Source organism: Flavobacterium xanthum, from assembly GCF_900142695.1.
GTDB lineage: Bacteria > Bacteroidota > Bacteroidia > Flavobacteriales > Flavobacteriaceae > Flavobacterium > Flavobacterium xanthum.
Genome location: NZ_FRBU01000058.1, coordinates 1 through 17,550, shown reverse-complemented (window position 1 = coordinate 17,550; position 17,550 = coordinate 1). Strand labels below are relative to the sequence as shown.

Sequence of the window (17,550 nt, the reverse complement as noted above, 5' to 3'; positions counted from 1 at the left end):
AGGGAAAAGAATTAATTTTCTTTTCTTTGTTCTGAAAAAATATTTCATCTTTCTTTGAGATTCCTAACTTTCGCATTTATTAATTGAATTCAAGCAGCATTAAACATTCAGAACTATAAATTGTAGCGGTTTTGCATTTTTTAAATTTAAAGTGCCAACACGTTCAAAACATAAATAATGAGAAAAATAGAACACATAGGGATTGCGGTCAAGGATTTAGAAGAGTCTAATTTAGTATTTGAAAAACTCTTTGGTGCTCCGGCTTATAAATTTGAAGATGTAGAAACCGAAGGAGTGACAACTTCTTTTTTTATGAATGGACCCAATAAAATTGAGCTTCTTGCCGCAACCAATCCAGAAAGTCCTATTGCCAAGTTTTTAGAAAAAAAGGGAGAAGGAATTCATCATATCGCATTTGATGTTGAGGACATTACAGCAGAGATTACCCGCTTGAAAGAAGAGGGATTTGTTGTCCTTAATGACGTTCCTAAAAAAGGAGCTGATAACAAGTTAGTTGCGTTTTTACATCCTAAAAGCACTAACGGAGTCTTGATAGAATTGTGTCAAGAAATAAAATAATTTCAGATATTTAGAACGAGTAGTATTCTAATTTTCAGGTGTTTTGTGTAAATTAAATAGTTTTACGAAAAGAATAAGTAAATCTATTTCTAAAAATATTTGGAGCAAACCAAAAATAGTAGTAATATTGCAAACTCTAAACCGGTCCTATAGCTCAGCTGGTTAGAGCACCTGACTCATAATCAGGTGGTCCCTGGTTCGAGCCCAGGTGGGACCACAATAAAAAAAATCTTTCAATTTTTTGAAAGATTTTTTTTGTTTATAACAACTTTAAGTATGTTTTTTGTCTAAAAATGTTCTTTTCTCGAGTGTGTTGTTGTTTTTGTTAAAACTATGTGCTTATTTTACAAGAAATTATATCTTTCTGCAAATTACACTTTAAGAATGATTTTTTTTATTTTATTAATTTTATGAAATTTTTAAAGAGCGTTTTTTTTATTTTAATGATTTTAGTGCTAGGCATTTTTAATGCGTTTGCTGGCAGTGCAAATCCACCTAGCCCCGTAGGAAGAAGAAGGCCGCCTCCGCCCCCTGGATTAGCTATTGATGAGAATATTTTTATACTGGTGTTGATTGCTTTGTTTATGGGAATTTACATCATTTACAGTTTTGAACTAAAACAAAAAACTCCAATGTAAAGTTGGAGTTTTTTTTTGGGTAGTAGGTGCTTGTTATTTGTTAGCGTACAATCGGGAAACATATTTACCGATAACGTCAAATTCAAGGTTTATTTTTGTGCCTACTTCAAAGTTCTTGAAATTAGTATGTTCGTAAGTATAGGGAATAATAGCTACGCTAAATTCATTTTTCTTGGAGTTTACGACGGTTAAGCTCACCCCATTTACGGTTATTGAGCCCTTTTCAATTGTTATGTTGTGCAGGTTTTCGTCGTATTCAAAGGTATAAAGCCAGCTTCCATTTGTTTCCGCTGCTGTTGTGCAAGTGCCAATTTGATCCACGTGGCCTTGAACGATATGTCCGTCAAGTCGATCGCCTAGTTTCATGGCTCTTTCCAGATTGACTAAGTCTCCAATTTTCCAATTTATTAAGTTTGTTTTTTTTATGGTTTCATCAATCGCTGTTACAGAGTAGGAGTTGTCTGTTAGGGCGACAACCGTAAGGCACACGCCATTATGAGCGACACTTTGGTCAATTTTTAGCTCATCGGTTATAGATGAATTAATGGTGATGTGCAGATTGCTGTTCTCTTTTTTTATTTCTTGGATGGTTCCAAGGGTTTCTATGATTCCTGTAAACATTTCTTGTTTTATTTTACTAAATTTGCACTTCAAAATTAGCAATAAATAACGGTATGTCATGATGAAAAAAGCAGAAAATATAATCGTAGGAATTTCTATTGGAGATTTAAACGGTATTGGAAGCGAAGTTGTTTTAAAAACATTTGAGGATGCTCGTATGTTAGAGTTGTGTACGCCTGTAATTTTTGCAAACGTTAAGCTGTTGTCCTTTGTGAAAAAAAGTTTTCAATCGACCTCTTTACTGCATGGTATTGATAGATTAGATCAAATTGTTCCAGGGAAGATAAATGTTTTAAATCTGTGGAGAGAAGGATTGGATTTGAATCTTGGTAAAAGCGATCCAAAAGCTGGGGAGTATGCTATAAAATCATTTGTAGCTGCAACTAAAGCGCTGAAAGAAGGACTTGTTGATGTGTTAGTAACCGCACCCATAAATAAATATAATATTCAATCAGACGAATTTAAGTTTCCAGGACATACGGATTATTTGGATCAAGAACTAGAAGGTAATGCTCTTATGTTGATGGTTCAGGATACGTTAAGGGTAGGATTGTTGACGGATCATATTCCTTTAAGCGAAGTGGCCTCTCATCTTACGGAGGAATTGATTAGAAAAAAGATTGAAACCATTAAACAATCATTGATTCAGGATTTCAGTATAAATAAACCTAAAATTGCAGTGTTAGGCTTAAACCCTCATTGCGGCGATGGCGGCGTCATTGGTACGGAGGATGATTTGATACTTAAACCTGCTTTAAAAAAAATATTTGATAAAGGAACTTTAGTTTTTGGGCCTTTTGCCGCAGATGGTTTTTTTGGGAGTAACCAATACGAAAAATACGACGCCGTGATAGCAACGTACCACGACCAAGGGTTGATTCCTTTTAAGACATTATCTTTTGGTAAAGGGGTAAATTATACTGCTGGTTTAAGCAAGGTTAGAACGTCGCCGGATCACGGTACGGCCTATGATATAGCGGGTAAGGGAATAGCTGATTTTAACTCGTTTAAAGAAGCGGTATATCTAGCAATAGATATTTATCATTCACGTAATCAACATGCCGAAATCAGTAAAAAACCACTGAAAACAAAAGAAAAGCAGTTGTGAACAAAAAAAAGTGAATAACATTATTAGATTTGCAATAATTTTATATCTTTGCACTCCCGAAGTTTAGGGGCAAATTGTTGTTGAAATGAAGAACACAAAAGAATATTTAATTCCTTTCATAGGATTAAAGCTAGGGAAACATCATTTTGAATATCAAATCAGTAATGCGTTCTTTGAAATCTTTGATTATAATGAATATCAAGATTCAAAAATCAAAGTAAATGTAGTTTTAGAGAAAAAAAGTACGCTGTTAGAATTGAGTTTTAAACATAAAGGTGTTGTAAATGTACCTTGTGATCTCACAAGCGAAGATTTTGATTTGCCAATTAAAGGTGAAATGAAGTTAATCGTTCGTTTTGGAGAGGAATTTAACAATGAAAATGAGGAGTTGTTGATTCTGCCACATGGTGAATTTGAGATGGATGTTGCGCAATATATTTATGAAATGATTGTATTGTCAGTTCCTCTAAGACGCGTTCATCCGGGCATAAAAGACGGAAGTTTAAAAACGGAAGCCCTGATTAAGCTCAATGAGCTAATAGTAAAGGAAGAAAAAGAAGAGAATAAAGAAGAAGAAAATATAGACCCACGTTGGGACAAATTAAAGCAACTATTAACGGATAAATAATATAGTAAAATGGCGCATCCTAAGAGAAAAATCTCCAAAACAAGAAGAGATAAAAGAAGAACACATTACAAAGCAACTGTAGCACAAATCGCTACTTGTCCTATCACTGGAGAAGCGCATTTATACCACAGAGCGTATTGGCATGAAGGTAAAATGTACTACAGAGGGCAAGTTGTTATAGATAAATCTGTAGCTGTTGCTTAATACATTTTGGAAATGATATTCGAACTCTCACATCGTGAGAGTTTTTTTGTTGTTTGTAATTTTCGTTAAATAAGAAGTTCCAAATCAAAGAGAATGGAATTTTTTTTGTAATTTTCAAGTCTTTTAAAAAATTTCAAATGGCAACATTTGACTAGAAATAAATGCATACAATGAATACAATCACAGCCGCAATAACCGCTGTTGGAGCCTATGTTCCCGACTTTGTGCTAACGAACAAAGCTCTTGAAACTATGGTGGATACCAATGACGAATGGATTACCTCTCGCACAGGAATTAAAGAAAGAAGGATTCTCAAAGATGAGGATAAAGGAACTTCTTTTTTGGCTGTAAAAGCTGCGCAAGATTTATTGGCTAAAGCCAATATTGATCCTTTGGAAATAGATTTATTGATAATGGCAACTGCAACACCAGATATGCCAGTAGCGGCAACGGGCGTATATGTGGCCACACAAATTGGAGCCACAAATGCTTTTGCATATGATTTGCAGGCAGCTTGTTCCAGCTTCTTATTTGGCATGTCAACAGCAGCAGCTTACATCGAATCAGGAAGATATAAAAAAGTGCTATTGATAGGCGCAGATAAAATGTCCTCTATCGTAGATTATACGGATCGTTCGACCTGCATTATTTTTGGGGATGGTGCCGGTGCAGTATTATTTGAACCTAATTATGAAGGATTAGGGTTGCAAGATGAATACCTTCGTAGTGATGGAATAGGCAGAGATTTTTTGAAAATTGATGCAGGTGGTTCTCTTAATCCAACGACTCTTCAAACGGTAAAAGATAATAAACACAATATTATCCAAGATGGGAAAACTGTTTTTAAGTATGCGGTTACTAATATGGCGGATTCAAGCGAATTAATTCTCAAAAGAAATAATTTGACCAATGAAGATGTAGATTGGTTAGTTCCTCATCAGGCCAATAAACGTATTATTGATGCTACGGCCAACAGAATGAACCTCGAAGATTCTAAGGTGCTAATGAATATAGAGAAATACGGAAACACGACTTCGGCTACTTTGCCATTAGTGCTAAGTGATTTTGAACATTTATTCAAAAAAGGTGATGTTATAATTTTGGCTGCTTTTGGAGGTGGATTCACTTGGGGATCTATTTATCTAAAATGGGCATACGACAAAAAATAAATTTAAACTAAAAACAAATAATTATGGATTTAAAAGAAATTCAAAATCTAATCAAGTTTGTAGCAAATTCAGGAGTTGCAGAAGTTAAGTTGGAAATGGATGATGTCAAAATCACTATCAGAACAACTTTGGAAGGAAATGTAACAGAGACCACTTATGTGCAACAAATGCCTGCTCAAGCTGCACCTCAGCAAGTAGCAGCTGCACCACAAATGGCACCTGTAGCCGCTGTCCCTGAGGCTCCAGTAGTTGAAAATTCGCATTATATCACTATAAAATCTCCAATTATTGGAACTTTTTATAGAAAACCATCTCCAGATAAACCAATGTTTGTGGAAGTAGGTAAAACTATTTCTAAAGGGGATGTTCTTTGTGTAATCGAAGCGATGAAATTATTTAACGAAATCGAATCTGAAATTTCTGGTAAAATTGTAAAAATTTTAGTGGACGATATGTCACCAGTTGAATTTGACCAACCATTATTCCTAGTAGATCCATCATAATATTTTTAAATTCCAATAGCCAAAATTTCAGTTCTAAATTGAATTTTGGCTATTGGAATTTTAAATTTAAAATATAAAAGAAGATGTTTAAAAAAATATTAATTGCAAATAGAGGGGAAATTGCGTTACGCGTAATTAGAACTTGCAAGGAGATGGGTATTAAAACGGTAGCCGTTTATTCTACTGCTGATGCTGAAAGTTTACATGTAAAGTTTGCTGACGAAGCAGTTTGTATTGGGCCGCCTCCAAGCAACTTGTCCTATTTAAAGATGTCAAACATAATTGCAGCTGCTGAAATTACAAATGCAGATGCAATACATCCGGGGTATGGATTCCTTTCTGAAAATTCGAAGTTTTCAAAAATTTGTCAAGAACATGGTATCAAATTCATTGGAGCTTCTCCTGAGATGATTGATAGAATGGGAGACAAAGCCTCTGCAAAATCGACAATGATTGAAGCAGGTGTTCCTTGTGTACCAGGTTCAGTGGGAATTTTAGAATCGTATGACCAGGCCTTGCAATTATCAAGAGATTTTGGTTATCCAGTAATGCTTAAAGCTACTGCTGGTGGTGGTGGAAAAGGAATGCGTGCCGTTTGGAAAGAGGAAGATTTATTAAAAGCCTGGGAAGGTGCACGTCAAGAATCTGCAGCTGCTTTTGGTAATGACGGAATGTACTTGGAAAAATTAATTGAAGAGCCTCGCCACATTGAAATTCAGGTTATAGGCGATTCTTATGGAAAAGCATGTCACCTTTCTGAGCGAGACTGTTCCGTGCAGAGGCGTCACCAAAAATTGACTGAAGAAACACCTTCGCCATTTATGACCGATAAATTGCGGGCTGAAATGGGTGCTGCAGCTGTAAAAGCAGCAGAATATATCAAGTATGAAGGTGCAGGAACGGTTGAGTTCTTAGTAGATAAACATCGTAATTTCTACTTTATGGAGATGAATACTCGTATTCAAGTAGAGCACCCTATTACAGAACAAGTTATTGATTATGATTTAATTCGTGAACAAATTCTTGTTGCTGCTGGCGTAGCGATATCAGGAAAGAATTACCTACCACAATTGCATGCGATAGAATGCCGTATCAATGCGGAAGATCCTTATAATGATTTTCGTCCATCTCCAGGGAAAATCACTACGCTTCACATGCCAGGAGGGCACGGTGTTCGTTTAGATACGCACGTGTATTCAGGATATACGATTCCTCCTAATTATGATTCTATGATTGCTAAATTGATTACAACTGCGCAAACTCGTGAGGAAGCAATTAGCAAAATGAGAAGAGCTTTAGATGAATTTGTTATCGAGGGGATCAAAACAACTATTCCTTTTCACAGACAGCTAATGGATGATCCGCGTTATATTGCGGGTGATTATACAACTGCATTTATGGATACTTTCAAAATGAATGATCCAGAATAAAAATACGAGACTGTCTCGTCCTGAATAATCGATACAGATTATTAGACAAGAATAATTAATTAAACACTTGCAAGAACGTTCTTGCAAGTGTTTTTTGTTTTGTAGGTTCGCATTATTATTTTATTCTGTTGATGCATTTGGTTTGGTGTTAGCATATAATTAGAGCAATGAGGCCTTTTTTCATTGTCCATGTTTTAAAGATAAAAATAAGAGTAGGCTATAAAGTTAAGATATTCAAAAAAGTGTGATCTGTGCAAAAAAAAACCGCACTAGAAAGTGCGGTTTGAAGTTATCGTAAAAGAGGTGTTACAAGTTCTCTTTCAGCCATTTGAAAAATTCACCTTGCCAAACCTGAGCATTTTGCGGTTTTAACACCCAGTGATTTTCTTCTGGAAAATACAAAAATCGGCTTTTTAAGCCACGCAGCTGAGCCGCTTGGAACGCTTCTTGTCCTTGTCCTATTGGCACCCGAAAATCTTTGCCACCTTGAATAATTAAAATAGGCTTATTCCACTTTTCTACTAAAGTCATTGGGTTGAACGTGGTGTAGGTTTTCTGGGCCGCCGCATTGTCTTTCTCCCAATACGCGCCACCAAAATCCCAATTACTAAAGAAAACTTCTTCGGTTGTCCCAAACATACTTTGGGTGTTAAATACACCATCATGAGCAATAAAGGTTTTGAAACGGTTTTTGTGGATTCCGGCTAAGTAGAAAACAGAATATCCACCATAGCTAGCGCCAATACAGCCCAAACGGCTTGTATCCACATATTTTTCTTTCGCCACTGCATCAATTGCTGAAAGGTAATCATCCATTACTTGTCCGCCCCAGTCTTTACTAATTTGCTCGTTCCATTCCACACCATGACCTGGCATTCCGCGACGGTTTGGAGCTACAACAATATACCCATTAGCGGCCATCAATTGTAAATTCCATCGGTAGGAATAAAATTGTGTTAAGGCAGATTGTGGTCCACCTTGACAATATAAAAGGGTTGGATATTTTTTTGTAGCATCAAAATTTGGCGGAAGAACCACCCAAACCAACATTTTTTTACCGTCGGTTGTCGTTACGTAGCGTTTTTCTGTTTTGCTTAATGCCAAAGAATTATACGTTGCAGTGTTGACATTAGAAAGTTGTTTCCAAGAATTTTTCTTTAGATCATAAGAAAAAATTTCCGCCGCATGATTCATGTCGGTTTTCGTTACAATGATGTTATTATCTGAAAAACCAACTAAATCATTAACGTCAAAATCGCCAGTAGTGATTTGGCGAACAGTGATCATAATTTTAGTTACACCTGGGAAATTAACTTCAAATAACTGTTTTGTACCCTCAATTGGCGCTACAAAATATACTTTTTTTCCATCAGCGCTCCACATAAAATTATCTACGGTTCCGTCCCAATTAGCCGTTAAATTCATCTTTATTCCTTTGAAACTCACCATCAGGTCGTTTTTGTCCGCTTCGAAACCGTCGCGTTTCATTTGCAACCAAGTCAAATTCCCCGTTGGAGAAAATTGTGGAGCAGTGTCATATCCTAAGTTTTGCTCGGTTCTATTGATGGTTTTCCCAGTTTCCAGATTGTATTCGAAGATATTGGTGTTTGTAGAAACTGCATAATCGGTTCCTGCTTTTTTCTTGCTTACATAAAGGATACTCTTGCTGTCTGGTGTCCAAATATAATCTTCGTCTCCACCAAACGGTTTTTGTGGACTGTCAAAATTTTCTCCCTTTAGAATGTCAATTCCTACGTCACCTTCTTTGTTTTCTTTGTAAAAAACATGATTGAATTTCCCTTCATTCCAAGTGTCCCAATGGCGGTAATTCAATCCATCATAGATTTTAACATCTGATTTATCTAGTTCTGGATAGAAATCTTTTCCTAAAACTTTTTCTATTTTCACCTCTTCATTGTAAACAAGATATTTCCCGTCAGGTGAAATGTTTTTATCCTTGAGTAGGTCTTTAGTATCTTTTACCTCGGTTGGGTTGCCTCCAATTACAGGTAAAGCGTAAAACTTAGTTTCTGATTTATTTGCCGTAACAGATGGGGTGGTTACTTTATAAACTACATTTTTTCCATCCTTTGAAATGCCTAATGGAGTCACTCTTCCTAGTTTCCAAAGCAGCTCTGGTGTCATTACATTTTGTGCCATAGCGGTTAAACTCATCATTAATAAGGGTATAAATAGTATTTTTTTCATTTTAGTAATTGATTTTTTACGAGCGATAAAATTAACCAATTTAATCTAATGTTTTTTTGTTTTTAACACTTGCTTTGTAGCCCCGATAGCAGTGAAAATCCTTTTATTTTTTCTTTAAAAAATAAAAGATTGCAACGGATAGCGGGATTAGCTCCAAAAAATTATTATTTTTATGAAAAATATTTGAATATGAATTTGAGCTATTGGGAGTTGAAAAACTGGTTTACGGATGTAGACTATACTATTGTAGGAAGCGGTATTGTGGGCTTGCATGCTGCATTACGCTTGCGCGAAAAATTCCCGGACAGCAAAATCCTAGTCTTGGAAAAAGGAATGTTGCCACAAGGTGCGAGTACTAAAAATGCTGGATTCGCTTGTTTTGGAAGTCTGTCGGAAATTATGGATGACTTAAAATCCCATTCGGAGGAGGAAGTGGTGAATCTGGTTCAGAAACGATGGAAAGGTTTGCAATTGCTGCGAAAAAGGCTTGGTGATGACAGTATAGATTTTAAGCCGTATGGCGGATATGAGTTATTTTTAAGAGACAATACAAGCAACTACGATGATTGTCTTCGAAAATTACCCTTTATTAATGAAATTTTAAGACCCCTTTTCAAAGCGGCTGTTTTTGCTAAGGAAATCGATCGTTTTGGATTCAACGGAGTACAAGAATATTTAGTTTTCAATCCATTTGAAGCCCAGATTGATACTGGAAATATGATGCAGGCGCTGTTAAAACAAGCAGTTGCTGAAAATATTTTAATTTTAAACCAACAAACTGTTACCTCCTATTTAGATAAAGGCAATAGTGTTGAAGTCGCGCTGGGGGATTTTAGTTTCACCTCCAAGAAAATACTTTTTGCTACGAATGGCTTTGCAAATGAATTAACTAATGGTGCAGTTAAGCCAGCAAGAGCGCAGGTTTTAATCACAGAGCCGATTAAGAATTTAGATATACGTGGAACATTTCATTTGGATCGAGGGTATTATTATTTTAGAAATATTGGGGATCGGATTTTATTGGGTGGAGGAAGAAATCTAGATTTTGAAACGGAAAACACGACCGCATTTGGACAAACAGAAATCGTCCAAAAAAAATTGGAACAGTTATTAAAAGAAGTAATTTTGCCGAATCAGGATTTCCAAATTGCACACCGTTGGAGTGGAATCATGGGTATTGGCAACAGTAAAAACCCCATTGTTTCACAACTATCTGATACGGTGTATTGTGGTGTGCGATTGGGTGGAATGGGCGTGGCAATAGGTAGTTTAATTGGAACAGAATTAGCAGATTTAGTATAATGGCAACAAAAATAACAGCAAAAAAATCAAGACAACCCGTTAAAAAAGAACCTACCTCTTTTATGAGCAAACTAACCCGTTTTTTATTCAAAGTCTTGTTATGGTTCTTTGGACTTTCTTTATTTTTTGTCGTGTTTTTTAAATTTGTTCCAGTTTTGTTTACGCCATTAATGGTGATTCGGGCAATTGAAAATAAGGTTGCGGGAAAAGAAGTTTTTTTTAGCCACGACTGGGAACCAATTGAAAATATTTCCATGAACCTTCAAAAAGCCGTAATCGCCAGTGAAGATGGGACTTTCTTGAAGCACAATGGTTTTGATTTTGTTGCGATGCAAAAAGCGTACAAAAGCAACGAACGTGGGCGAAGAATAAAAGGAGGAAGTACCATAACGCAGCAAACCGCTAAGAATGTATTTCTCTGGCAAGGCCGAAGTTATTTGAGAAAAGGTCTTGAGGCTTATTTCACTGTTTTGATCGAAATCATTTGGGGTAAAGAACGTATTATGGAAGTGTACTTGAACAGTATCGAAATGGGAAATGGGGTGTATGGAGCGCAAGCGGCTGCAGAACATTGGTATCGCAAAGGAGCTTCCAGTTTAACACCGATGCAGGCAGCAGGAATTGCAGCAATTTTACCCAATCCACGAAAATATGCGGCAACTAGTTCTTCCTCCTACATCAACCGACGAAAAGATAAAATTGTTCGTGTAATGCGTCAAGTTGGTAAAATTGAATATTAAAACGTATTAAAAACTGCCATTTATGGTAACTCCTCTAGCTTTAAAACAAGAAGAAAAACTGTCGTAAGAGATTGTAATTCTCGCATTATTTTATAGTACTACTTGTTATTTAATTGGGTGGTATTTTGTCATGATTTTTCGGAACTGAAAGTTGCTACAGCGGAGTTTCTTTTCGTGTAGCAATAGAATGAAGAGAAGTAGTCGGTAATAAGTTTCAGTATTTAGCAAAATACAGGTTAATATAGTATAATAATCCTTTTGAGAAATATCAAATGCCAATAGCAAACATACCCGAGATTTATAGTCAAGACCAGGAAGTTAGTGGTGATCTATTGGTTTATGATTTTAAAATGACCAATGATGTTGTAAAAAGCAAGGTCAATTTAAGTATGAACATGTTTAGTTTTTTGCAGGTGGGTAAAAAACAGGTTCACTTTGCGGATACGTCAATTGCTGTAAATAGTAAACAGTCTTTGCTTCTTAAAAAAGGAAATTGGCTTTGGACCGAATTATTGGACACGGAAGCTATTTATTACTGCAAGCTCTTCTTTTTTTCCGAGGAAAAGCTGATTGAATTTCTACAAAAACACACTAAAAGTGGTTCTCCTCATCGAGACGAAATTCCTTATTTCGTAATTGAAAATGATGACTACATCATAACTTTCTTAAATTCTCTATCGGTTTTAAATACGGCACCCTCTGATTATACAGAACAGTTGCTTCTCGTAAAATTTGAAGAAATTATGCTGTATCTATTATACAAATATGAACAAAAATTCGAATTCTATTTGTATTCCTTAATCTCCAAAGAAGTTTCTCCCTTTAAAAAAGTGGTGGAAAGCAATGTGCATTCGAACCTAAAACTGGAAGAAATTGCTTTTTTGTGCAACATGAGTTTGTCTACTTTCAAACGTCATTTTACTTTAGAATACAATGAGGCGCCAGGCAAATGGCTGCAAGATAAGCGCTTGCAAAGAGCGAAAGACTTGTTGCATGAAGGACTACTTAAACCTTCTGATATTTATTTGGAGGTAGGTTATAATAATCTCTCCAACTTTAGTATCGCTTTTAAAAACAAATTCGGAATTAGTCCAAAGGAAATTTATTAAAATCATTTAAAATCATAAAAATCTAATAAACAGGAATTTATATCTATTTTTATTGCCGTGCTGCGATTTTAAAATAAAAATTGAGCTTTTTTCATAAGTTTTTGAACCGTATCAATAACCTGTTACGCTTACCGCCATCGTACATTTGTAGTGTAATTAAAACAAAGCGTTTTTAAAAAAATAATTACACTTAGATAATTTAAATACTAAAAAATGGCAAATGTAACTAAACCTGTTTTCAAAGAAAGATATGATAATTTTATTGACGGTAAATTTGTTGCTCCAGTAAAAGGGCAGTATTTTGACAATCCTTCTCCAGTTGATGGAAAAGTGTTTACTCAAGCTGCTCGTTCAACTCAAGAAGATATCGACCTTGCTTTGGATGCAGCTCATAAAGCGTTCCCTACTTGGAGTACAACTTCAGTAACAGAGCGTAGCAATATGTTGTTGAAAATTGCGCAAGTAATGGAAGACAACTTAGAATATTTAGCAACATTAGAAACTATAGATAACGGTAAACCAATCCGTGAAGCACGTGCGGCTGATATCCCTTATTGTATTGATCACTTTCGCTATTTTGCAGGTGTTATCCGTGCAGACGAAGGAAGCGTTTCAGAGCATGATAAAAATACCTTAAGTATCGTTTTGCATGAACCTATCGGTGTTGTAGGTGAAATTATTCCTTGGAATTTTCCAATGTTAATGTTGGCTTGGAAAATTGCTCCAGCTTTAGCAGCAGGTTGTACTGCAGTTGTTAAACCGGCGGAACAAACTCCTACAAGTGTAATGATGTTGATGGAATTGATAGGTGATATTTTACCTGCAGGAGTCTTAAACATTGTAACTGGTTTTGGTTCAGAAGCAGGTCAAGCTTTAGCGACTTCAAAACGTATTGCTAAACTTTCATTTACCGGATCTACTGAAACAGGTCGTAAAGTGTATCATAATGCAGCCGAAAATATTATTCCAGTAACTATGGAATTAGGTGGAAAATCTCCAAATATTTTTTTCCCATCTGTAGCCGCTCAAGATGATCAGTTCTTTAGTAAAGCGATTGAAGGCGCATTAATGTTTGCCTTAAACCAAGGAGAAATTTGTACGACTCCCTCCCGTATTTTAGTTCACGAAAGTATTGCTGATCTTTTCATTGAAAGAATGCAAGCGCGTTTAAAACTAATTAAAGCAGGAAATCCACTAGATCCAGAAACAATGATCGGATCTCAAGTTTCAAAAGCACAATGTGATAAAATCGTCAACTATATCAACATTGGTAAAGAAGAAGGTGCAGTTGTATTAGCTGGAGGAGAAGCGGGTAATTATGAAGGCGATCTTGCTGGAGGATACTATGTTCAACCAACAGTATTAAAAGGAACAAACAACATGCGTGTATTCCAAGAAGAAATTTTTGGACCAGTTGTCGCTTTGACAACATTTAAAACTACCGAAGAGGCAATTGCAATCGCAAACGACACTCCTTACGGCTTAGGTGCAGGTGTTTGGTCTCGTGATGCGCACGAATTATTCCAAGTTCCACGTGCTATTCAAGCGGGTAGAGTTTGGGTAAACCAATACAATACCTATCCTGCGCACGCTCCGTTTGGTGGAGTTAAAGAATCCGGATTTGGTCGTGAAAACCACAAAATGGCTTTAGATCATTACCGTGTTGTGAAAAACATGTTGATCTCTTACGACAAAGAGCCAGTTGGATTCTTTTAAGTAAAGGCACTGTTTACTGCACAAACAAAAAGGCTGTCTCTATTTATTCTGAGACAGCCTTTTTTGATTTATCTGATCAAAATAGCTCCATCAAAGTACTGCTCATGCAGAGGTTCTTAAGTCATTAACTTAAATAAAAAAACCGTAAATCTTTACTAATTAGATTTACGGTTTTATATTGTGGAGAATACCGGATTCGAACCGGTCACCTCTTGCCTGCCAGGCAAGCACTCTAGCCAAATGAGCTAATCCCCCGAACTTGACCGCAAATATAGCATATAAATTTCTCAAAATGCAAATTTCAAAAATACAAATCTATTCTGTTTGAAAAAAAGTCAAATGCTCCGTTACTTTTTCTAACTTTACATCAAAATCCCCAGCATGGTATCAGAAAACCCAATAGGCTCGCTCTTCACAACATTCGATAATAAAATTGCAACGGTAACTTTTGGTCATCCAGCAAGTAATTCTTTTCCAAGAGAATTACTGGACAGACTCACAGCCGAATTTCATAATTTAAGTGCTAACCCCACTATTACAGTCATTGTGATTCAAAGTGAAGGTACAGGAGCTTTTTGTGCGGGAGCCTCCTTTGACGAACTTTTGGCGGTTTCTGACGAAGGAGAGGGAACCCAATTTTTTTCAGGATTTGCCCATTTAATCAATGCTATGCGATCTTGTTCTAAACTTGTTGTTGGCCGTATTCAAGGAAAGGCAGTGGGAGGCGGCGTAGGAATTGCTTGTGCTTGCGATTATACTTTGGCTACAAAAAATGCTTCAATAAAACTGTCTGAATTAGCAATTGGTATTGGTCCCTTTGTCATAGAACCTGTAGTTTCAAGAAAAATTGGAAAGACAGCTATGTCCGAAATGACTTTGGCAGCAGAAGAATGGAAATCAGCAGATTGGGCCGTCGACAAAGGATTATATGCTAGTACTTTTGAATCTATTGAGGCTCTTGACATTGCCATTACTAATTTCAGTGCTAAATTGTCCAGTTATAACCCAGATGCTTTAATCGAAATGAAGAACGTGTTGTGGGATGGAACCCAAGATTGGGAAGCACTTTTGGTGGAACGCGCTGCAATTTCTGGAAGACTAGTGTTGTCTGATTTTACTAAAAAAGCATTATCACAATTCAAAAAATAATTTATCATGACAATCCTAACGCTTGTGCAACAAGCAAATATTGAAGAAAAATTAAAAAATGCTACAGACAATAGTTACCAAATAGGTATTATTATTGGATCTTTTATTCCTTTCGTTGTTTTAATTGGTCTAGCCTATTGGATGTATACTAGTGCAAAAAAAAGAGACAAAGAACTTTAATTATTTACTAAATTTGCATCAAAATTAAAATCTAATGAGCAATATCAGAATTACAAAACAATTTAGTTTCGAAACTGGACACGCCTTATATGGTTATGACGGCAAATGTAAAAATGTTCACGGACATAGTTATAAATTATCAGTAACCGTAATTGGATCTCCAATAACAGATCGTTCCAATGTAAAATATGGAATGGTAATTGACTTCACGGATTTAAAGAAGATTGTAAAAGAAGAAATTGTAGATCAATTTGACCATGCCACTGTGTTCAATGGCACCACGCCCCACATTGAGTTGGCAAACGAACTAATAAATCGTGGACATCATGTTATCTTAGTAGATTACCAACCCACAAGCGAAAATATGGTAGTAGATTTCTCCCATAGAATTATCAGCCGATTACCCGAAGGGATCACTCTTTTTTCCTTAAAACTACAAGAAACCGAATCTTCTTTTGCAGAGTGGTTTGCTAGTGATAATATGAAATCCATACTGTAACTTCATGCAATTACCTAATAACAAAAAAATATATTTCGCTTCTGATCAGCATTTTGGTGCACCCACACCAGAGTTGAGTTTTCCTCGAGAGCAAAAGTTCGTGGCTTGGCTTGACGAAGTTAAAAAAGATGCCGAAGTTATATTTTTATTGGGCGATTTATTTGATTTTTGGTTCGAATATAAAACCGTAGTCCCCAAAGGTTTTATTCGCGTTCTAGGCAAACTTGCTGAAATCCGAGACAGTGGAATTCCCATTTATTTCTTTGTAGGAAATCACGATTTATGGATGGAAGATTACTTCCAGAAAGAATTGAACATACCAGTATTTCATGACAATCAAGAATATGTTTTTGGCGACAAAACGTTCCTTATTGGCCACGGAGACGGCAAAGGTCCTGGTGATTTAGGATACAAGCGCATGAAAAAGGTATTTACCAATCCGTTTTTTAAATGGCTTTTTAGATGGATTCATCCGGACATCGGCGTGAAACTGGCGCAATATCTTTCGGTGAAGAACAAATTGATTTCTGGCGATGAGGATGTGACTTTTCTTGGCGAAGACAACGAATGGCTCATTCTTTATTCTAAAAGAAAGCTAGAAACCAAGCATTACAATTACCTTATTTTTGGCCACCGTCATTTGCCTATGAAAGTTACTGTAGGAGAAAATTCTGAATATGTGAATCTAGGCGACTGGATTACGTATTTTACCTATGGTGTTTTTGATGGCGAGACTTTCGAAATAAAAAAGTACGATTCCTAATTCATCCCTTCGCCGTACAAATAATCATCTAAATTTATTTTAAACAAGGTGCCTTCAATCAAATCTTTTACTGCATTAAGTTCTTCCATGGAAACCGCTAAATCAATTTGAAGACAAGGTGTTTTTAATAAAAATTTGTGGCATTTGTTTTTCAGTTCACAATCGTCGCAAAAGCTGTTTTGCTGGTAGCTGTCTTCGATGCAACGCTTAAATAGTTGCAGTTCCTGCTTTGTAAAATAGAATCCCGTTTCTCTAAAAACGAGCTGAACTTTATCTAGAACGATATCATTGTCTTTTCTCCAATAAAATGCAGTTCCTAAATTGTTATGATATATCTGTTTTATTTCTTGCATGTCTAATTTATTTTGAAACAAATATAAGTATTATTTATATCTATTCTAAATAATATAACATAAAAAAGGTATAAAAAAGGAAAAAGTAATCTTCATGAATTTGTGTTATAAACGTATCCGCCCGACGAACCCCATATTTTTTAGATTAACCTAAGGTAGTAGTTTTGTTCTAAACAATTTAGACATGAATAAAAATGAATTTATGTTATCCCGAGTTGAATCTTGGAAACAAAGTGGACTTTCACAACAAGCGTATTGCGATCAAGCAGGTATTAAATTAGGAACCTTCAGCTATTGGATACGAAAAAGCAAAAATGAAGAAGCACAAAGCGGAGGTTTTATTGCACTGAAAAAACCAGTTTTCGCTTTAGAAAACAAATACGAAATCGTATACCCTAATGGAGTTGTGCTGCGAGTGGATACGGATAATTTAAGTGAACTTTCGGCTTTAGTAAACCTATATTAGTGTTTAGCCTAAGTAGTTCACATACCTTTTTGCTCTACCCCAAAGTTTTCGATATGCGCAAAAGCTTTAATGGTTTGTGCGGTCTTGTTGCCAATGAATTAGGACGCGTTGCACATAGTGGGGAAGTGTTCATTTTTATCAATCGAAATAATAATCAGATGAAACTTTTACACTGGGAATCCGGT

21 protein-coding genes and 2 tRNA genes are annotated in these 17,550 nt (G+C 36.0%); 19 read left to right on the top strand and 4 right to left on the bottom strand.

Going from position 1 to position 17,550, the window contains the following annotated elements; all coding sequences use genetic code 11:
- Positions 1–177 precede the first annotated feature (177 nt).
- The 3 genes from mce to BUC11_RS15580 all read left to right on the top strand — a co-directional run bounded on the left by mce (position 178) and on the right by BUC11_RS15580 (position 1,217).
- Positions 178–579: a methylmalonyl-CoA epimerase gene (gene mce, locus BUC11_RS15590; RefSeq protein WP_073355562.1), complete on the top strand. Its 402-nt coding sequence runs from the start codon at positions 178–180 to the stop codon at positions 577–579.
- A 143-nt stretch (positions 580–722) separates the two neighbouring features.
- Positions 723–796: transfer RNA gene (locus BUC11_RS15585), tRNA-Ile, on the top strand.
- A gap of 193 nt (positions 797–989) precedes the next feature.
- Entirely contained in the window at positions 990–1,217 is a 228-nt protein-coding gene (locus BUC11_RS15580; RefSeq protein WP_073355561.1) for a hypothetical protein, read from the top strand.
- Between the two features lie 33 nt (positions 1,218–1,250).
- Here BUC11_RS15580 and BUC11_RS15575 read toward each other — a convergent pair whose 3' ends face one another.
- On the bottom strand, positions 1,251–1,838 hold the full coding sequence (locus BUC11_RS15575) for a riboflavin synthase (RefSeq protein ID WP_073355566.1): 588 nt from the start codon (positions 1,836–1,838) through the stop codon (positions 1,251–1,253).
- A gap of 58 nt (positions 1,839–1,896) precedes the next feature.
- Between BUC11_RS15575 and pdxA the strand changes: the two genes are divergently transcribed.
- The 6 genes from pdxA (at position 1,897) to accC (ending at position 6,880) form a co-directional block, all read left to right on the top strand.
- Positions 1,897–2,946 carry a 4-hydroxythreonine-4-phosphate dehydrogenase PdxA gene (gene pdxA, locus BUC11_RS15570; protein WP_073355560.1) on the top strand — a complete coding sequence of 350 codons (1,050 nt, stop codon included), beginning with the start codon at positions 1,897–1,899 and terminating at the stop codon, positions 2,944–2,946.
- A gap of 85 nt (positions 2,947–3,031) precedes the next feature.
- Entirely contained in the window at positions 3,032–3,574 is a 543-nt protein-coding gene (locus BUC11_RS15565; RefSeq protein ID WP_073355558.1) for a YceD family protein, read from the top strand.
- Between the two features lie 9 nt (positions 3,575–3,583).
- On the top strand, positions 3,584–3,778 hold the full coding sequence (gene rpmF / locus BUC11_RS15560) for a 50S ribosomal protein L32 (RefSeq protein WP_007137315.1): 195 nt from the start codon (positions 3,584–3,586) through the stop codon (positions 3,776–3,778).
- Between the two features lie 170 nt (positions 3,779–3,948).
- Entirely contained in the window at positions 3,949–4,947 is a 999-nt protein-coding gene (locus BUC11_RS15555; protein WP_073355557.1) for a beta-ketoacyl-ACP synthase III, read from the top strand.
- Positions 4,948–4,970: 23 nt separating this feature from the next.
- On the top strand, positions 4,971–5,450 hold the full coding sequence (accB, locus tag BUC11_RS15550; RefSeq protein WP_073355555.1) for an acetyl-CoA carboxylase biotin carboxyl carrier protein: 480 nt from the start codon (positions 4,971–4,973) through the stop codon (positions 5,448–5,450).
- Between the two features lie 83 nt (positions 5,451–5,533).
- Positions 5,534–6,880 (top strand): acetyl-CoA carboxylase biotin carboxylase subunit, encoded by a 1,347-nt coding sequence (accC, locus tag BUC11_RS15545; protein ID WP_073355552.1) that lies wholly within the window; start codon positions 5,534–5,536, stop codon positions 6,878–6,880.
- A gap of 306 nt (positions 6,881–7,186) precedes the next feature.
- Here the strand turns inward: accC and BUC11_RS15540 are convergent, their stop codons facing one another.
- Positions 7,187–9,088 carry a S9 family peptidase gene (locus tag BUC11_RS15540; protein ID WP_073355550.1) on the bottom strand — a complete coding sequence of 634 codons (1,902 nt, stop codon included), beginning with the start codon at positions 9,086–9,088 and terminating at the stop codon, positions 7,187–7,189.
- Between the two features lie 189 nt (positions 9,089–9,277).
- Here BUC11_RS15540 and BUC11_RS15535 point away from each other — a divergent pair, with 189 nt between their 5' ends.
- The 4 genes from BUC11_RS15535 to BUC11_RS15520 all read left to right on the top strand — a co-directional run bounded on the left by BUC11_RS15535 (position 9,278) and on the right by BUC11_RS15520 (position 13,955).
- On the top strand, positions 9,278–10,390 hold the full coding sequence (locus tag BUC11_RS15535; protein WP_073355565.1) for an NAD(P)/FAD-dependent oxidoreductase: 1,113 nt from the start codon (positions 9,278–9,280) through the stop codon (positions 10,388–10,390).
- Positions 10,390–11,130, top strand: coding sequence for a monofunctional biosynthetic peptidoglycan transglycosylase (gene mtgA, locus BUC11_RS15530; RefSeq protein ID WP_073355548.1), 741 nt, complete (start codon positions 10,390–10,392; stop codon positions 11,128–11,130). The genes BUC11_RS15535 and mtgA overlap by 1 nt, the downstream gene beginning before the upstream one ends.
- Before the next feature lie 272 nt (positions 11,131–11,402).
- Positions 11,403–12,239 (top strand): helix-turn-helix domain-containing protein, encoded by an 837-nt coding sequence (locus BUC11_RS15525; RefSeq protein ID WP_073355546.1) that lies wholly within the window; start codon positions 11,403–11,405, stop codon positions 12,237–12,239.
- A 213-nt stretch (positions 12,240–12,452) separates the two neighbouring features.
- Complete coding sequence (locus tag BUC11_RS15520; RefSeq protein WP_073355544.1) at positions 12,453–13,955, top strand: aldehyde dehydrogenase family protein; 1,503 nt, start codon at positions 12,453–12,455, stop codon at positions 13,953–13,955.
- A 181-nt stretch (positions 13,956–14,136) separates the two neighbouring features.
- On the opposite strand, the gene BUC11_RS15515 is transcribed toward BUC11_RS15520, so the two are convergent.
- A tRNA-Ala gene (locus BUC11_RS15515) sits at positions 14,137–14,210 on the bottom strand.
- A 126-nt stretch (positions 14,211–14,336) separates the two neighbouring features.
- Between BUC11_RS15515 and BUC11_RS15510 the strand changes: the two genes are divergently transcribed.
- From BUC11_RS15510 to BUC11_RS15500, 4 genes are read left to right on the top strand one after another with little or no spacing between them, the layout of a single operon-like run.
- A complete protein-coding gene (locus BUC11_RS15510; RefSeq protein ID WP_073355538.1) occupies positions 14,337–15,104 on the top strand; it encodes an enoyl-CoA hydratase/isomerase family protein in 768 nt (255 codons plus the stop codon).
- Between the two features lie 6 nt (positions 15,105–15,110).
- Positions 15,111–15,284 (top strand): hypothetical protein, encoded by a 174-nt coding sequence (locus tag BUC11_RS17025; protein WP_175547767.1) that lies wholly within the window; start codon positions 15,111–15,113, stop codon positions 15,282–15,284.
- A gap of 34 nt (positions 15,285–15,318) precedes the next feature.
- Positions 15,319–15,783, top strand: coding sequence for a 6-pyruvoyl trahydropterin synthase family protein (locus tag BUC11_RS15505; protein ID WP_073355536.1), 465 nt, complete (start codon positions 15,319–15,321; stop codon positions 15,781–15,783).
- A 4-nt stretch (positions 15,784–15,787) separates the two neighbouring features.
- Positions 15,788–16,546 carry a UDP-2,3-diacylglucosamine diphosphatase gene (locus BUC11_RS15500; protein ID WP_073355533.1) on the top strand — a complete coding sequence of 253 codons (759 nt, stop codon included), beginning with the start codon at positions 15,788–15,790 and terminating at the stop codon, positions 16,544–16,546.
- On the opposite strand, the gene BUC11_RS15495 is transcribed toward BUC11_RS15500, so the two are convergent.
- Positions 16,543–16,899, bottom strand: a complete 357-nt coding sequence (locus BUC11_RS15495; RefSeq protein WP_073355532.1) for a hypothetical protein — start codon at positions 16,897–16,899, stop codon at positions 16,543–16,545. The two genes, BUC11_RS15500 and BUC11_RS15495, sit on opposite strands and share 4 nt — an antisense overlap.
- Before the next feature lie 184 nt (positions 16,900–17,083).
- Between BUC11_RS15495 and tnpA the strand changes: the two genes are divergently transcribed.
- Together tnpA and tnpB are read left to right on the top strand one after the other, a co-directional pair.
- On the top strand, positions 17,084–17,365 hold the full coding sequence (gene tnpA / locus BUC11_RS15490; protein ID WP_073353117.1) for an IS66 family insertion sequence element accessory protein TnpA: 282 nt from the start codon (positions 17,084–17,086) through the stop codon (positions 17,363–17,365).
- On the top strand, positions 17,365–17,550 hold a 186-nt coding region (gene tnpB / locus BUC11_RS17425; protein WP_394332914.1), incomplete at its 3' end, for an IS66 family insertion sequence element accessory protein TnpB. The genes tnpA and tnpB, both read left to right, overlap by 1 nt.

What these genes read in the sequence shown, in the direction of transcription:
- tnpA (WP_073353117.1), top strand. Translation starts at nt 17,084, where the DNA reads ATGAATAAAAATGAATTTATGTTATCCCGAGTTGAATCTTGGAAACAA.
- pdxA (WP_073355560.1), top strand. Translation starts at nt 1,897, where the DNA reads ATGATGAAAAAAGCAGAAAATATAATCGTAGGAATTTCTATTGGAGAT.
- rpmF (WP_007137315.1), top strand. Translation starts at nt 3,584, where the DNA reads ATGGCGCATCCTAAGAGAAAAATCTCCAAAACAAGAAGAGATAAAAGA.
- BUC11_RS15520 (WP_073355544.1), top strand. Translation starts at nt 12,453, where the DNA reads ATGGCAAATGTAACTAAACCTGTTTTCAAAGAAAGATATGATAATTTT.
- BUC11_RS15540 (WP_073355550.1), bottom strand. Translation starts at nt 9,088, where the DNA reads ATGAAAAAAATACTATTTATACCCTTATTAATGATGAGTTTAACCGCT.
- BUC11_RS15555 (WP_073355557.1), top strand. Translation starts at nt 3,949, where the DNA reads ATGAATACAATCACAGCCGCAATAACCGCTGTTGGAGCCTATGTTCCC.
- BUC11_RS15525 (WP_073355546.1), top strand. Translation starts at nt 11,403, where the DNA reads ATGCCAATAGCAAACATACCCGAGATTTATAGTCAAGACCAGGAAGTT.
- BUC11_RS15505 (WP_073355536.1), top strand. Translation starts at nt 15,319, where the DNA reads ATGAGCAATATCAGAATTACAAAACAATTTAGTTTCGAAACTGGACAC.
- mce (WP_073355562.1), top strand. Translation starts at nt 178, where the DNA reads ATGAGAAAAATAGAACACATAGGGATTGCGGTCAAGGATTTAGAAGAG.
- BUC11_RS15500 (WP_073355533.1), top strand. Translation starts at nt 15,788, where the DNA reads ATGCAATTACCTAATAACAAAAAAATATATTTCGCTTCTGATCAGCAT.
- BUC11_RS15575 (WP_073355566.1), bottom strand. Translation starts at nt 1,838, where the DNA reads ATGTTTACAGGAATCATAGAAACCCTTGGAACCATCCAAGAAATAAAA.
- mtgA (WP_073355548.1), top strand. Translation starts at nt 10,390, where the DNA reads ATGGCAACAAAAATAACAGCAAAAAAATCAAGACAACCCGTTAAAAAA.
- BUC11_RS17025 (WP_175547767.1), top strand. Translation starts at nt 15,111, where the DNA reads ATGACAATCCTAACGCTTGTGCAACAAGCAAATATTGAAGAAAAATTA.
- BUC11_RS15580 (WP_073355561.1), top strand. Translation starts at nt 990, where the DNA reads ATGAAATTTTTAAAGAGCGTTTTTTTTATTTTAATGATTTTAGTGCTA.
- BUC11_RS15495 (WP_073355532.1), bottom strand. Translation starts at nt 16,899, where the DNA reads ATGCAAGAAATAAAACAGATATATCATAACAATTTAGGAACTGCATTT.
- BUC11_RS15535 (WP_073355565.1), top strand. Translation starts at nt 9,278, where the DNA reads ATGAATTTGAGCTATTGGGAGTTGAAAAACTGGTTTACGGATGTAGAC.
- BUC11_RS15510 (WP_073355538.1), top strand. Translation starts at nt 14,337, where the DNA reads ATGGTATCAGAAAACCCAATAGGCTCGCTCTTCACAACATTCGATAAT.
- accB (WP_073355555.1), top strand. Translation starts at nt 4,971, where the DNA reads ATGGATTTAAAAGAAATTCAAAATCTAATCAAGTTTGTAGCAAATTCA.
- BUC11_RS15565 (WP_073355558.1), top strand. Translation starts at nt 3,032, where the DNA reads ATGAAGAACACAAAAGAATATTTAATTCCTTTCATAGGATTAAAGCTA.
- accC (WP_073355552.1), top strand. Translation starts at nt 5,534, where the DNA reads ATGTTTAAAAAAATATTAATTGCAAATAGAGGGGAAATTGCGTTACGC.